General features: G+C 46.4%; 10 protein-coding genes and 1 tRNA gene. 2 read left to right on the forward strand and 9 right to left on the reverse strand.

Features of this window, described 5'->3' with window-relative positions; translation table 11 throughout:
- Both QUA58_RS14555 and QUA58_RS14560 read right to left on the reverse strand, forming a co-directional pair.
- Positions 1-262, reverse strand: a 262-nt coding sequence (locus QUA58_RS14555; RefSeq protein WP_333394602.1) for a transposase family protein, incomplete at its 3' end; no start/stop codon positions are given.
- A gap of 127 nt (positions 263-389) precedes the next feature.
- On the reverse strand, positions 390-1,403 hold the full coding sequence (locus QUA58_RS14560) for a hypothetical protein (RefSeq protein ID WP_333394603.1): 1,014 nt from the start codon (positions 1,401-1,403) through the stop codon (positions 390-392).
- Between the two features lie 269 nt (positions 1,404-1,672).
- On the opposite strand from QUA58_RS14560, the gene QUA58_RS14565 reads away from it, so the two are divergent.
- Positions 1,673-2,239: a hypothetical protein gene (locus tag QUA58_RS14565; protein WP_333254021.1), complete on the forward strand. Its 567-nt coding sequence runs from the start codon at positions 1,673-1,675 to the stop codon at positions 2,237-2,239.
- Positions 2,240-2,388: 149 nt separating this feature from the next.
- Here QUA58_RS14565 and QUA58_RS31520 read toward each other — a convergent pair whose 3' ends face one another.
- Entirely contained in the window at positions 2,389-2,556 is a 168-nt protein-coding gene (locus QUA58_RS31520) for a DNA cytosine methyltransferase (protein ID WP_445243689.1), read from the reverse strand.
- Positions 2,557-2,738: 182 nt separating this feature from the next.
- Here QUA58_RS31520 and QUA58_RS14570 point away from each other — a divergent pair, with 182 nt between their 5' ends.
- Positions 2,739-5,210: an ATP-dependent Clp protease ATP-binding subunit gene (locus tag QUA58_RS14570; protein ID WP_333254023.1), complete on the forward strand. Its 2,472-nt coding sequence runs from the start codon at positions 2,739-2,741 to the stop codon at positions 5,208-5,210.
- A 265-nt stretch (positions 5,211-5,475) separates the two neighbouring features.
- Here the strand turns inward: QUA58_RS14570 and QUA58_RS14575 are convergent, their stop codons facing one another.
- The 6 genes from QUA58_RS14575 to QUA58_RS14600 form a co-directional block, all read right to left on the reverse strand.
- Entirely contained in the window at positions 5,476-6,066 is a 591-nt protein-coding gene (locus QUA58_RS14575; protein ID WP_333254025.1) for a PEP-CTERM sorting domain-containing protein, read from the reverse strand.
- A 1,146-nt stretch (positions 6,067-7,212) separates the two neighbouring features.
- Positions 7,213-11,262 carry a hypothetical protein gene (locus QUA58_RS14580; protein WP_333254027.1) on the reverse strand — a complete coding sequence of 1,350 codons (4,050 nt, stop codon included), beginning with the start codon at positions 11,260-11,262 and terminating at the stop codon, positions 7,213-7,215.
- Between the two features lie 216 nt (positions 11,263-11,478).
- Entirely contained in the window at positions 11,479-12,018 is a 540-nt protein-coding gene (locus tag QUA58_RS14585) for a redoxin domain-containing protein (RefSeq protein ID WP_333394604.1), read from the reverse strand.
- Between the two features lie 112 nt (positions 12,019-12,130).
- Positions 12,131-12,730: a peroxiredoxin gene (locus QUA58_RS14590; RefSeq protein ID WP_333254032.1), complete on the reverse strand. Its 600-nt coding sequence runs from the start codon at positions 12,728-12,730 to the stop codon at positions 12,131-12,133.
- A 126-nt stretch (positions 12,731-12,856) separates the two neighbouring features.
- Positions 12,857-12,929, reverse strand: a tRNA-Met gene (locus tag QUA58_RS14595).
- A 138-nt stretch (positions 12,930-13,067) separates the two neighbouring features.
- Positions 13,068-15,542, reverse strand: coding sequence for a peptidoglycan DD-metalloendopeptidase family protein (locus tag QUA58_RS14600; RefSeq protein ID WP_333254034.1), 2,475 nt, complete (start codon positions 15,540-15,542; stop codon positions 13,068-13,070).
- Positions 15,543-15,716 lie beyond the last annotated feature (174 nt).

Genomic DNA, 15,716 nt, shown 5'->3' on the forward strand with positions numbered 1-15,716 from the left:
ACTGCCGTCGTGGGATTTTTAAATACACAGAACGACCAAAAACTGGTAAATCTCTTACTAAAATTGGTCGATTCTGATGCCTTTGTTCGGTATAATTTTGACAATGATGACAAACCATACCTTCTCCTAAAATCCTCAGTCCTAATAAAATTTTTCCCTCAATTTGAGTACAACTTTCAACCTTCACTCCAGGCAAGTCTAATATATAGTCCAAATAAAAGTCCATGACAGTAAATGTATTGTTTGTTGCATTATACACCATAAAGTTATGAGAGCCAAATTATTGTTTAATGATGAACGCCAATCCTCTCTTTATGAATAAATTAAAACTAAAATTTTTCCTCCTAACTTAATTATAATTGTACAGGGATCGAATATGCAAGAACCCATCAATCGCGCGCACCCTCAGACCAAACAGGCAATTGATTAATCTTGTCCAGGGTTATATCTACATACTTTTTACCGTCCGCCGCCCGATTTTCCCCAAAATATCCATCATCGCCATCGTGTTTGTGAGGGCCACTCAAAGCTTCTGCATAGCGGCCTTGCAAACGAGCTTGGTTGAAAGGAGAAGTTGCGTACCAGTACCAGCGAGTCGGAAAAACTATGCCGCCAATATCCTCAATTGAATCGCGAGTGCCGCGCAAATGGAAAATGCGATCGGCCTCTGCAAAACCATTTTCTCCCGAAAACACGCCCCCAACTGAAATAACAGTAATTTCTGCTTTCAGCCATTCTTTAAGATAGGGAGTAGCACCCAAAGCAACTTGTGCGCCGCCGCTAGTGCCAATTAAAATAACTTGCAAAGGTTTTTGAAGATTAGCTGAAATCAGAGATTTAGCATTCATTCGCTCGATAATTGCATGAGCAATTCCCTGATTGTATGCAAAACCGTAGCGATAATCCAGAGAAATTGCAAACCTCCAAAGATTGCGGATTTTGATGAATATATCCGCCCCAATCGGCCCACTTTTTGCCTGTGCTGCAAACCGCCAAAAAGGAGCTAGCCAGCGCTGTCCGCCTAAACTTTTGTTAGAAGCTGAATAAGGAAAAATATCCCCCACGGCTACGCACTGCGGGTGACTTTCAACTAAATGTTTGAGAAAAAATGCTTCTCCCGGTGTTAGTTCGTCCCCCGAAAAATCGCCAACTCCCGGTAAAAAGATGATATAACAATTGCTCGGTGAAGACTGGCGCGCTTCCGGGCTGCTGTCGTTCGGGGGCAATATCTCTGGCGAATTTTGCTTTAAACCCAAAGTTTCGGCACTTTGACCCAGCCACCATATAACAGTTCCCACTGGCGAAAGAATGCCCCAAACTAACAGGATTAGACCTGCGATGAGCAACAAATTTAAACTTCCTCCGCGCAGCCACGCAAGTATCTGCAAAATCAATCTTAGCATTTCATAAAATCTGGTAGAATGCCGGTTATACCAATTTAATGTGAAGTTGCACATATTCCGATCCCCCTAAATCCCCCTTAATAAGGGGGACTTTGATAGGAATCTTGTCCCCCCCTTATTAAGGGGGGGTTAGGGGGATCAGATTCGGGAGCAGCCTCATAAAAAATTGATATTAATTACCTAATTATGTAGAAATATTTTGGTGATTGTGCTGTATTAGAGCTTATTTTGTCCGAGTTGTCAACTATCTTGAGGAGCAGGAGTTAAAGGTGAGGGGAGAAGATTCAATTGCAGGTTTGCGAAGAACGCTTTGGAACGCACTTTCTTTGAACAGCAACTTTTACGAAAAAACTCCCTACACTGCCAGAACGAAGCGGATAGCTTTAACGATTGTAATTTTAGCAGCGGTGTCCCGCGTTTTTGGCAGTGCCGTCATTTTGTTAATCAATCGAACTGAGCTATCCGTGTTATTGTTAGCACTTTGGATAGATGCTTTGGCACTGGTGGGGGGTTATTATTTTTGGACTTTCACTATCTTTAAAATCGGGCAGTGGCTGAAGCCGGGTCACGTAACTTATGGGGAGTTGTTGGTTCCGATCGGCTTTGCCTACGCCCCGCAAGTGCTGAATTTCTTAACCTTAATTCCCTTGCTGGGAGAAGGGATAGAGCGGATATTAACTGTGTGGAGCTTGCTATCTGTAATTGTGGCGGTTCGCCAAGGTTTGGATATTAAAACTCGCTGGGCGGTGTTAATCTGTTTTGTGGGTTGGCCGCTGATTCAAATTGCGATCGGGTTTGTGAAAGTTATTAAACAGTTGCTTCCACAATGGCTTTAAAAGTAGCAACTTGTAATAATTAAAAAGGCAAAGAATACAAAAAAACTGCATTCTCAAGCCCTCCTAATTTCTGCGGCAAGTATGCGACTAATAGCCATTCAAAAAAGCCGCCAATTTTGCGATTGCGCTCCGGTGCGACAACAAGTCCCTTAACCTGTTAAAATAAAATTGCTTTGGGGCGCAAATACCCCAGCCAAGCTTGGGATTTCAAACAAAAGCATTCCCCGATCGTCATCGAGGCAGTTTCGCTTGCCAATTTGAGAGAATGCTTGACAGGGTGGCCGCGGCAAAGTAGATTTAGGCACAGCAGATAGCATGATTCTTGACGGCAACCACACCCCTACTATTCGGCTCTCCCCACTGTCCCTCCCCCCTTAGCAAGATACATTGTTAGAGAAGGAAATACACAAAAATTTACATCTATAATTTGTGTAGTGTTCCAAATCGCTCCTCACCAGCAGCGATACAGCCCTCGCCCAGACAGTAGGATAGAAAAAATATGTTTGAACGCTTTACAGAACAAGCCATTAAAGCAATCATGCTAGCCCAAGAGGAAGCGCGGCGCCTCGGCCACAATTTTGTAGGCACCGAGCAAATTCTCTTAGGACTCGTCGGCGAAGGCACTGGCATCGCTGCAAAAGTATTACTGGATATGGGCCTCAACTTGAAAGAGGCGCGCAATGAAATCGAAAATATCATCGGTAGAGGTTCCGGGTTCCTCCCGCCGGAAATTCCGTTTACCCCCCGCGTCAAGCGCATTTTTGAGACGGCGCTGAACGAAGCGCGACAGTTAGGACACAATTACATCGGCACCGAGCACATCCTGCTGGGACTGATCCAAGACGATGAAGGGGTGGCCGCGAAGGTGCTGCAAAACTTGGGGATCGATCGCCAGAGAGTTCGCACGCAGGTAATTCGTGCCGTGGGAGAAGTCGCGGCGGTATCAGGAGGGCGAGGAGATAGCGGTGGCGATCGCAAAATCCCAACTTTAGAAGAATTCGGCACTAACTTAACCAAGCTAGCAGCCGCAGGCAAACTAGATCCAGTCGTGGGCCGCGAAAATGAAATCGAGCGCGTGATCCAAGTGCTGGGGCGCCGCACGAAGAACAATCCAGTGTTAGTAGGCGAACCGGGAGTCGGCAAAACAGCCCTCGCCGAAGGCCTCGCCCAGCGAATTGTTAACAGAAACGTCCCGGAAATTTTAGAAGACAAACAAGTAATCAGCCTCGATATGGGTTCGCTGATTGCCGGTACAAAATTCCGCGGCGAATTTGAGGAACGGCTGACGAAAATTATGGCAGAAATTCGCGCAGCAGGCAACATCATTCTGGTAATCGATGAAATTCATACCTTAGTCGGTGCAGGCGCGATCCAAGGCAGCATGGATGCTTCCAATATGCTCAAACCAGCCCTGGCCCGAGGCGAATTGCAGTGTGTCGGCGCGACAACCTTGGACGAATATCGTAAGCACATCGAGCGCGACGCTGCCTTAGAACGCCGCTTCCAACCGATCAAAGTCGGCGAACCCAGCGTGGCTGAAACAATAGAAATATTGTACGGGTTGCGATCGGCTTACGAACAGCATCACCGACTGACAATTTCCGATGCAGCTATAGAAGCAGCGGCTACACTGTCAGACAGGTACATTAACGATCGATTTTTGCCAGACAAGGCGATCGACTTAATTGACGAAGCAGGTTCCCGCGTCCACGTCCTCAACTCGCAAACGCCGCCCGAAGTTAAAGAACTCAAAAAACAACTTCCGGCCGTCAGCAAAGAAAAAGATGCTGCTGTGCGCGAACAAGACTTTGATAAAGCTGGTAAATTGCGCGATCGCGAATTAGAAATCGAAGCCGAAATCGCCGAAGCTACGATCAACAAAAGCCACATCAGAATCTCTCCCATCGTCACTGAAGAAGACATCGCCCACATCGTGGCAAATTGGACGGGAGTACCAGTTAGCAAGCTGACAGAATCGGAATCGGAATTGCTGCTGCACATGGAAGACACATTGCACCAGCGTTTGATCGGTCAAGAAGAAGCTGTCAGCGCAGTTTCTCGCGCCATCCGCCGCGCGCGGGTCGGCTTGAAAAATCCCAATCGCCCGATCGCCAGTTTCATCTTTTCCGGGCCCACAGGCGTCGGCAAAACAGAACTGACAAAAGCCTTAGCAACATATTTCTTCGGTTCCGAAGAAGCAATGATTCGGTTAGATATGTCCGAGTTTATGGAACGCCACACAGTTTCTAAACTCATCGGTTCGCCTCCAGGTTACGTCGGCTACGACGAAGGCGGTCAACTAACAGAAGCAGTGCGTCGTCGTCCTTACACAGTGATCTTGTTCGACGAAATCGAAAAAGCTCACCCGGATGTCTTCAACATGATGCTGCAAATCTTGGAAGACGGCCGTTTGACCGATGCCAAAGGTCGGACAGTAGACTTTAAGAATACGCTGCTGATCATGACATCAAACATCGGTTCGCGAGTAATTGAAAAAGGCGGCGGTGGGCTTGGTTTCGAGTTTGCTGAAGGTGCCGCAGACGCGCAGTACAGCCGCGTTCGCAACTTGGTAAACGAAGAATTGAAACAGTTCTTCCGTCCCGAATTTATCAACCGCTTGGATGAAATTATCGTCTTCCGCCAGTTGAACAAGGAAGAAGTCAAGCAGATTGCAGATATCATGTTGCAGCAAGTCTTCGGCCGCTTAACCGAACAGGGTATTACTTTGTCGGTGACAGACAAGTTCAAGGACTTGTTAGTTACAGAAGGCTACAATCCCAGCTACGGTGCTCGACCATTGCGCCGCGCCATCATGCGGTTGTTGGAAGATGTACTGGCTGAGGAAATGCTGTCTGGAAAGCTGAAAGAAGGCCAAAGTGCGATCGTTGATGTGGATGAAAACGGTCAGGTTAAGGTAGTGCCCGATGGTCCATCTGAGCCGAAATTGCCAGAATTCGCATTAAGCCATTAATGCACTCTACAAACGCATAAATACTGTTGATTAAAAACCCGGTTTCTCTGAGAAACCGGGTTTTTAATTAACGGTAGTAATAAATATCTAATCACTACATATTTATTACTACCTTCAAAAATACCAGTAACATGAATCACATCTGCGGAATGTGGGGTAAAGGATACATAAGTCCTGAAATCATAGCCCTGTTTTACCATCAGTTTGCCTTAAAATCTTCAGTGTGGGGGGTGAAAAAGACTTGTGATAGCCGCAACAGGAATGTTTAGCGTTGCTTGAGGCGACGACGAGCTATTGTCCCTGCGACAAGTGCCAAAAGCGTACCACCTAATGTTAACGGCTCAGGCACAGAGGGAGAGGCAACAGCATATTGTTTTGGATAGTCGAGCTCAAATTCAAAAGAGATAAGACCCAACTCCCACACCACCTCACCCTGCCAAAGAGCCCGCCAAGCTGATTCCCCCAAGCCATAAGACTCTGAAGAAGGGTAATGTAACAAACGGTTAGCAAAAATTGGGCCACTAACTATATATTCATCACAAACAACACAGGGTTTGGGGTAAGTTCCCCCATAGTCGTTATCGCTTCCCAGCAGGAAACCTACAGTCTTGGCAAATGAATAAGCCAAGCTTCCATCATCCCCCCACCAAACTTGGTTCTTCAATTCTGACTCCAAATCACGAAAAGAGCCAGTTTTGTAAGACACATCATAGCTCGTTCCTTCAACTTCAACCGTCACACAGGGTTGAGAGAGGCAAGCAGCAGCGGCTGGCTTAGTCTCAAGGGTGATAGATGCAACAGCTACCAGACTAGAAACAGTCAAAATCGATTTGACTAAACCTAATGGAGCTTTCATGATTTTTCTCGGTAAATTTATTGTTGAACTCTGTTTTTCTAAATTAACCTATTTGATGGGAGGTTGACCTGGGTAAACGCATCTAATTTTTAAATTCCCATATATAGCGTTTGAGGAGAGACAAAAGCGCTACAGGTGGAAAAACCGTTCTCAATAAACACCAATAAAGCCGAGTCCGCAGTGCTAAAACCCCTCGTTATTGACAAGATGCGTTTACCCTGGGAGGTTGACTACGACTACAGATAGGACTTACGCACACAAAAAGTAGTGGCTCTTCTAGACTAACGATGATAAATTAATAGCAAAATGCCAATTTAATAGAACTCTTCTTCTAACCCACATTCCGCAGATAAATTACCATTCCTAATAATTATTTTAATTTTTCTAGCTGTAAGCCTTACAGAGTAAAGATTATACGGATTTTTAACTCCAATTTTTTCTCCAAGCTTATTAAAAATTTTTATTAATAAGAAGTCCCACATCTGAGTCAAGATGTCGAAAATCCGTTAAATTACTTGATTTATAAGTCAATGTGCGGAAGGTGGGTTTCAAAAGAATCCCCCACTATAAGTAAATATAATGAGGGAATTCTTTTTTGAACTAAATAAAGTTCAACTCCGAAAGGAGTGGTTTTCTTTGTCAATGTTTGCCCAGGTTTTCATTAGCAACACTTTCCCCTTAACTCCAGAGGTATGTTTAATCACTAACCTCCGTGTTCAACGCTAGAAAACGGCTTACCAAGCCTATACGTTGAAGTGCCTATATATTCCGAAGCACTCGTAGCAACCAAGAGTGTAACGAGCTACTAAGACTAATGACACGCTCCTTAATTTCTTAAGAAGCCCACACTGTAACGGTCTTCCGTTCAGTGCGTGGAGTTGTCACGCTCTCAAATCGCGCCGCTAAAAAAAATGTTTTTACCTATTGACTTAACTTGATTTTCGGGTTATATTTTAAATGATGGTATTGGTAACTCAAATTTTAAAATTTTCACCCATCCCATTATTTTATAATACCCTGTCAAGCCGGCGTGTCAAGCTTTTTACTCGAAAAAAAAGGGCAAATTTTAAAAATTTGATTAAAAAATAATCGGAGGGTATTGGTAAACGCGCCCTCCCCGCGCGACAGGATTTGATTGCAGAAAACTCAATCCCATGACTGAAATTGTACAACCCAATGCTGCACAAAAGCTGAAATGCGATCGCGCCGCGTTTCAAAAGTAGCAGCAATCCAGATAAATACAATCCCAAAAGCCAGACCAATCGCCCATTTAATCAGCGGATAATCGAAGATCAGAACCACCAACTGATAGAAAACATTGATTAAAAATACAGCCGTTCCCACAAACAAAAACGCCCGAACTCGCAGCGCCAAACCCGCTGCAATAGCCACCAAACTAAAATATCCCGCAACTAAACCGTGGCTTTGCTGAGTCAAAAGAGGTATCCCGCAAATCAGCGCAGTTGCTAGCATTCGCAGAGTGTGGCGCAGCGGTTTTTCTGCTGGTAATTTGAGAGTGCTATCGAACTGAGTAATGTAAAGCAAAGAAAGTCCTAAAGGAGTAACATAAAACTCTGGCTGAGTCAATCCTATTTGCCAGAACCACCGCAGCATTATCCAGTCAATTATTGCCACACTCACATAGGTAAAACGGGCTTCCTGCCTTTCCCAACCTAGGAAAACATAGAAGGCTGCAGCTATCAGCAAGCTAATCGGATAAAACTTAGCCGGACTTTCCAAAATAGCAACTATTGGAATCAGCGAAGCAATTACCTGCCAAGGTTTTTTTGACCAACCCCAGTTGTCCCAAGGCAAAATGTAAATGAAATAGGCAAATAGAGAAGTGAGGGCAACTTTCCAAGGCTCCAGCGGCCCGGAAATATACTTAACTAAAGGTGTATTGATCCAGTAAAGCCGGAGGCCAAAGGCTTCTAGCCAACCCAAGTAAATCCAAATTTCTGCCCATTGGCGATCGAGATTATTTCGCCCTTGCAAGAAAGCGTATTGAACTAATAAAGCACCAGTGACTAATCCTAAACTTAGGCCGGACTTAATATCATCGGCAGAAGCCCAAATCAGCAGCAAACTGCTCAAAACCCAGTGCAGGTGAGCAAATATTTTTAACTCTGCATTAGTTAAATGTAAATAATTGCTGAGCCAAGGAGATAAAATGCGATAGATATATGTTAAAGTTGTGCCGAGAGTGGCCAGGACAATTAAGCCGTCGCTAAAAGCTCCTCCTGGTGTTTGAAAAAGTTGATAGAGTAGCGATTCGTAAGCAGCAACCGACACGCCAATTAATCCTAAATAAACTAAAGGTTTGAATTCGGGTTCCCGCCTACCAATGCCGATCGCAATTAAAGACGCACCCAACACAGTTAAACCAGTCCAATTGGCAAAAGTTTGCGATCGGAAAGTTAAACCCAATACGCCGTAAGCCAAAGGTATAAAATGAATGCTAGGTAAAATTGTTGGATCGCGGTGGCGGCGCCGCCACACATCGCCCAATAATTGCGTAGACAACCCGATCGCAATATTCGCCACTGCCAAATTAATCGTAGTGCGATCGACAAAACTCAAACCAACTGCTATCAACAACTCCAAACTCCAAGCCAAAGCATAAATTGCCAGAGGGGAAAGTTGGCGTAAACTTCGGAAAATAATCGCAGCCATTATCACCAAAATAGCAGCCAAAACTTCAGTAGAAGGCGGAAAACTCAAGGTACTGCCTGCGTACAGTTCATAGGAATAAAAAGTAATAGTTGTTAACAGTAAACCTGCCAGTAAGATTGCCCACCCATCTAAAGCTCGATCGTAAATTTGAGCTAATTGAGAAGGCTGAGGTAAACGGCTGGAAAAACGAACAACCATGCTGCGAAGCAACCACAGACACAAAAGAGCGATCGCGCCGGCAATTCCCCAATCCCAACCCGACACAAAACCTAATTGATCGATCGCCGCCGCTACGAAACTCAAGCCAAATCCCACTCCAATCACAGCCGCTGGTAGCTCTACTAAATAGTAAGTATTGACCAACATTAATCCGGTTGCCAAGCCCAAAGCAATTAACCGATATCCCGGAAAAGTAAAAATTAGAAATTGTGCGAATATTAAGGCGATCGCGCTAAAGGTACTGGCGACTTTTTTGTGAGGAACCTCAGTATATTTAGCAACAACAGTCAAAGCCAAAGGAGTCGCCAGCCAGAGCAAACTCCACTGAGGGCGATAAGTGGCAGTACCCGCCATTAAATAATTTTGGAGCACGATAAAGCTGAATCCTGCTATTGCCAAGCCCAGATACCAGGAACTTTGGAACCATGCAGGATGCCAGCGGAAAAATGCAGAACTTTCTCGGGAATTTGCCGCTTTCATCCAGACAAAAAATCCCCATTCAGCAGCCATAAAAATTAATAAAATTGCTGACCAAATATTGGGTGGCTGGTTGGGGAAAAATAAGTCAATTGCCGAAGCGATCGCGCCTAAACCCATAATGTGAGTTATGGGAACCAAAATTGCGGGATTTCCCTGTTGTTCAACAGCAGAAGCCTGCCTCGCAACTCGCCGGGAATTCTCGGCACTTAAGTATTTCCAAGTGATCCAACCTAAAATTAAAGTAGAGACTAATAAATTGAGCGATCGCCAAAACGGATTGACTAAACTAATAACAGTTAAAACAATCCCCAAACCGAGAGCAAGGTTTTCGCCAAAACGGGCAAGTTGAAACTTTCGCTGGCGGTAGAGCCATTGGGCCGCAGTTACCATTAAAATTAAATAAGGCAACAGCAAAACACCCCAAAAAGCCCAAGGAGTTTCCTGAGAGTTTGTAAGCTGAGTTAAAAATGCCACAACTTGTGTTTTAATCCCTAAAGGAAGCACTCGCCAAAACAGCCAAATACTCTGAAGTCCCACAGCCTCAAGCATTAGCAAATCAAACTCTTGCCAAAACCGCACTAAACGGTTATAAAAAAACCAAACAGCCAATCCGCTAACTGCGATCGCCTGTAGCGGAATGTCGCGAAAACAAACCAGCCATCCCAAACCCACCAAACCCATTCCCGCTAATTGCCATTTAAAAAAATTGCTGGGATTTTGCGGGTCAGATATATTGTTTTCAAGAGTCCCAGATGCCAGGGGGTGCTGCCAATCTAGCCATGCTAAAAGCACGCCACAAATTCCCAAAGCTAAACCCATTTCAGCGATATTTATATCCTTGACAAATATCGCTCTACCCAGTAAAATTCCTAACGAATAAGCTACTAAAGCCGCTTTTTTGTAAGTCAGAAAATCTCTGCTCAAACTGAAAGCAGCGGGGAATGTTTCAGTAGTTCCCCCGCGTTGGATAGATTGCAATCGTTGTTGGTGAACTTGATAAACTGTAGCAGCAGCAGTTCCCACTGTACCCAAATAAACCGCAGCCAGGGAAAAGCCTCCAAATGCCCAACCCCAGTGCAAATAACTCAATCCCAAGTGATTTAGGGCGATCGAGTGAGTGATGTTTTTTCCTGAAAAGCTTTGATATTGATCTTTGATAATCCGGGCAGTTATCCAAGTCAAAATAAGTGCCGCTGCGATTGCTACCGCCCAATCCCAAGGATACCGCCACAATCCAAAAGTATCCATTGCCCAAAAATTGATCGGCACTAGCAACAGCGTCACTTCTTGCAAAGTTTGGGCAGTCAAGTGCAAATTATGCTGTCTGTTTGCCCAACTGCTAATCGCCCAAAAGGTTAAAGTATAAGCTAATAAAACTCCATATTGTCCGGCGGCAGGAAATCTTTCCCACTGACTGGCAGCTAAGACTCCAGAGGAGACAACTACCATGAACACTCCTAAAAACAACAGCCACACCACGCTAATTTCTGCCATTAACGAGTGCAAAATTTGAGCGATAAAATTAGCGGTGTGAGTAGTTTTTGTGGGCGTAGCAACGCTTTCTCTGCTGCTAGGTAATGCTTGAGGCGTTGATAAGGCAGGTACTTTTGGCTGGTTCCTAGGAGCTCGCGGGCCGTCTATTTCAGAAAGGTCTACAGCGGGAACTCTGAGTGGGCAGACTAAATACTGTCGGCACAATTCCTCAACCTCAGCGGGCGAAAGTAAACCTAGTCGCAGCCACGCATCTAAACCTGTCAACAACTCAGGATGCGAGGCTAAGACGCTCAATTCAATTTTGCTCGATCGATCTTTGGGAGACGACATTGGCTTAAACTTGTACTAAGTACCTTCAAGCTATAGCCTAGATTAATGTCGATCGAACATGGCAACATTCCGCCATCGAAATTGGCACAATAAGTATTTATAACTAAATATCAGTTGCAGCCAGTGTCAACCGATAAAAAAAAATCCCGCTGATGGGCCGAAACCAGCGTACATCAGCGGTGAAAAACTCCAAATTAGGACACAGCAGCGGTTTCCTTACCGATCGACATATTGCAGCAAAGTGTCCACACTAGCATTGTGGTCTATGAAAGAAAACAAATGTTTGAAGAGGAGTTTTCCCTCTGCATCCAAAACAAACTGAGCAGGCAAAGGAGCACCTAAAGCCTGACCGACTTGATAAGCCCGAAAAACTTGACAGCCTGGATCGGACAGCAGAGGCATTTTCAAGCCTAAATCTCTAACCACAATTTGGCTTTGGCGATCGTCGATACTGGCAACCATCAATAATTCTATATTGCGATCGGCAAATTTTTCCCAGTTTTCATTCAAAGCTTTAATGTGAGGAAAACAGAAAGGGCAATATTGCTTTTCAGTAAAAATCCGCGTAAAAGCCAGAACTACGGGCTTATCGCCCCGATAATTCGACAGCCGCACCAATTTGCCATTATTAATATCCGGCAATTCAAAATCTGGCGTTCTCTGTCCCAGCTTCAGAACATTACTCGCCGGAACAGGCAATAAATTTTGGAAAAACCGCTCATTTAACAAGCCGCTAAAATTAGTAGAAGTCAGCATATTTCCTAATTGGGTAATTGCTAATAGCTAATTGGTAATTAAAAATCCGGTTAAATAAATGCCTCTGCGGGTACGGACACGGCAGCGCCGTGTCCGTACAAATATAATCTGCTTAAACAGCAGCAAAGAATACCTTAGACTTGACCGGATCGGGAGTCATAGTCTTGTCACCGGGCTGCCAGCCGGCGGGACAAACTTCATCGGGGTGAGACTGGACGTGTTGGATAGCTTGCAGAGTGCGGAGAGTTTCGTCCACGTTGCGGCCGAAGGCAAGATTGTTGATAGTAGAGTGTTGGATGATGCCTTCTTTGTCGATGATGAACAGACCTCTGAGGGCAATGCCTGCTTCTGGGTCGAGGACGTTGTAGTCGGAACTAATTGTTTTTTTGAGGTCAGCAACCAAGGGATAGTTGAGGTCGCCGACACCGCCTGCTTTGCGGTCTGTTTGTATCCAAGCGAGGTGAGAGAATTCGCTGTCAACGGATACGCCGAGGATTTCGGTATCGATTTTCTTGAAGTCCTCATGGCGATCGCTAAATGCTGTAATCTCAGTCGGGCACACAAAGGTGAAGTCCAAGGGATAGAAGAACAGGACTACATACTTTTTGCCTTTATAGTCTGACAGTTTAACTGTCTTGAATTCCTGATCCACTACGGCTGTTGCTGCGAAATCGGGTGCAGCTTGACCAACCCGGAGGCATTCACTGGTCATAGATTTTGTTTCCTTTTTTACGAACTGTTACAAATATATCATACTCATAACGACTACAAGTATCTTCTCGATCAATCAAAAAAAGACGCTCTCAAATTTGAGAGCGCAGTTTTTTTGATTAAATAATGGCTCAGGCGGGATTTGAACCTGCGACCTTGGGCTTATGAGTCCCCTGCGCTAACCACTGCGCCACTGAGCCAAACCTACTTCACGATTTACTATCATAGCACGGTAGGGCTAGCTATGTCTTGTTTTCAAGAAACACTATTTCTAATGACTTCCAGTAAAAGTTATGAGTTTTGGTAATCATTCAAAACCCATAACTTCTGACCAGTCGTTACCGAGAAGCGCTGGACGCATCGTCGGGCAGAAAAGCCATTGGGTTGATAGCACCCTGTCCGGCGGGATGAATTTCAAAGTGCAAGTGCGGCCCGGTACTGAAGCCAGTGCTGCCCATTTCTGAAATCTGTTCGCCTTGAGTGACTCTCTGACCTTTTTGCACCAAAATTCGGCTGTTGTGGGCATAGACAGTCTCAGTGCCGTCGGGATGGGTAATTTCCACCAGATACCCGTAGCCGCCGTCGTTCCACTGAGCATAGGTAACCACCCCATCTGATGCTGCCACAATTGGCGTGCCGATCGGCCCTGCAATATCAATTCCCTTGTGCATCCGTCCCCACCGCCAGCCGTAGCCAGAAGTAAGAACACCCTTAGACGGCCAAATAAACCCGTTAGCCGACTGTTGTTTGCCGTTAGGCAGATAAGTATCAGGGCTCGAAAGCGGAGGCAGTTCTGGAGAAACCATGCGTCCCAAAGACGGGTTGCTTAGGGGATCGTAACCCTCGGCTCCCAAAGGAGCAGTTGCTACCACAGGCCGCTGCCCAGCAGAGGTCGGCGTCAGGTTGATTGGTTGCAGTTCCGCTGCGCGAGCGGGGTCTAAACGCTCTTGCTGCTGCTTCTGAACCTGCTCAGACCAGGCTCTCGATGGCGGTCTGCTGATTTCATTCTGCACCGCCTCAGTATAGTCGGGGGTGTAGAGATATGGATTGACACTTGGCATATCCTCAGACGGGTTGACCGAGGGCCCGTCAGTTGGAGTCAGGGACACCGCATTGGCGCCGATCGAATTGCGCGAGGCACGATATTCCTCTCGCAGCCTGACAACTTCTGCCCTCAAGCGTTCGGAATAAGGGTTGAGAGCTTCTGCGGTGGGGAGAGCCTCCGAATTCGACTCTGGTAAAGCGCTAGTTGGATCGGCATTTGAAGCCTGGGCGCTAGTATTTGCCACGAAGCTGATCGGCTGCGGGTATGCTCCCGTAGCGATGGCGGTAGCATTTGCACTGGCTGGTCCAGGCAGGGCACTGGTGTCAACTGCACCTGTAAATGTTGGTTCGCCTTGAAGATCCAGCTTCCGTGGATCGCTAATGGTTTGGGAAACTTGAGTCAGCGGAATGCTGTTAATTTGGGGAACCATCGGCGCTGAAATATTGTTCAGACCTTCCAGGTTCTCCAGGGGAGAGACAACAGGCACTGTGGGTGCGGGTGCTGCAACGCCAGCACCGGCTATTTCCGAGGTAGACGAGCTGGGGTTCAAAGATGCGGGAACCGAACTCGCCGCCCAGACAGATGTAGAGTTGGAGGCCGAATAAGAGGCTGCTGCCTGCACCCCTGGATTTTTAAACCCAACTTGGGGAATTTTCAACCGTTGATTAACATTCAGGAAGTTGGGGTTGCCGAGCTTGTTGACGGATATCAGCTCTTTGGGTGATACGCCGTGACCTTTGGCGATTGCATCTAGCGTATCTCCCGGACGCACGCTGTAGAGTACCCCAGCCGGTGCGGCGGTACTTTCTGCAGGGGGGACTAGCACAGTCGAGGGCAAACTGGGTGTTGCCAAAGACAGTTCAATTGACTCGAATGCTCGATCGGGCGATGCTGCTTGACCTCCCCCGGAATTGGGAATTACAGGTGTGGCATTGAGGTCAGGAATAGTTGTCCCAGTTGCATCTCCGGGGGAGGTCAGCGTCGGTGCTGACTCAGGCAAAAATGCCGCAGGTGTAGATAAATTTGCTCCCCCCTCCGACCCGAACATAGTTCGACCCGATTCTGTGGTGCGGTTTTCCTGTTTTTTCAAACTGTCGATCGCCCCGTCTGCATTCGGGATTTCGATCAAACTCTGTTCCGGTACCGTCGTGACCAGCGGGGTCGCTGCGGTTGATGGCAGCGCTGTCATGGCTGCACTATCCAATGGCTCGGAGCCAGTCAGATTTAACTCTTGTTCGGGATTGACCGTCGCTGCGCGATCTAGCGAAGCCGATGTGCTATAGCCGGCGTTCTGTTGTGGTGTGGCTTCCGTCGCAGTCGGAATTCTGAGCTGTTGGCCCACTTGGAGTATGGTATCGGGTTTGATGTCGTTGGCAGTTGCTAGTGCCAACGGTTCAACTTCATAATCCCGAGAAAGCTCCCAAAGGCTTTGCCCCTCCTGCACCTTAACCGTCGCGGGTTCATAAGGTGATCCGGGCTGTTCGGCCCTGGAACCGTCAACTTGTGCCGACGTAGCGGGCCCGTTGGCCGATACTGGCTGTACTTCAGCGGTGGATTCTGATGTCGGTGCGAGTTCAGACGCGCGAGCGCTGTCTCCATTTCTCGGTAGCAGGATGCCAGAAGCACCTACCGATATTGCCAGCCCGATCGTGGCGAGAGAGCGAACTCTGCCTGTGCTGAGCGTTGTCTGTTTGGATGGTTCCGCAGAACCATCTCTGTCGATTTCACTAGCCTGAACAGGCTTAATTTGGGGATATGTTCGTTTCAAAAAAACGACCTCCTACTGAGAAGCGCTAACTGTCCTTGGAAACACTCAAGGGGATCGCATGACGCTGAGTTATCAACAAGCAAAAATATTCTGATTGTTGACAGCTATCATGCTTAGGCCAGATTACCTTGCTTTTTTAATTTAGACAAGCTCAAACCGTCAGAAATTTTAAAA

The sequence above is a fragment of the Microcoleus sp. N9_A1 genome (assembly GCF_036701795.1).
GTDB lineage: Bacteria > Cyanobacteriota > Cyanobacteriia > Cyanobacteriales > Microcoleaceae > Microcoleus.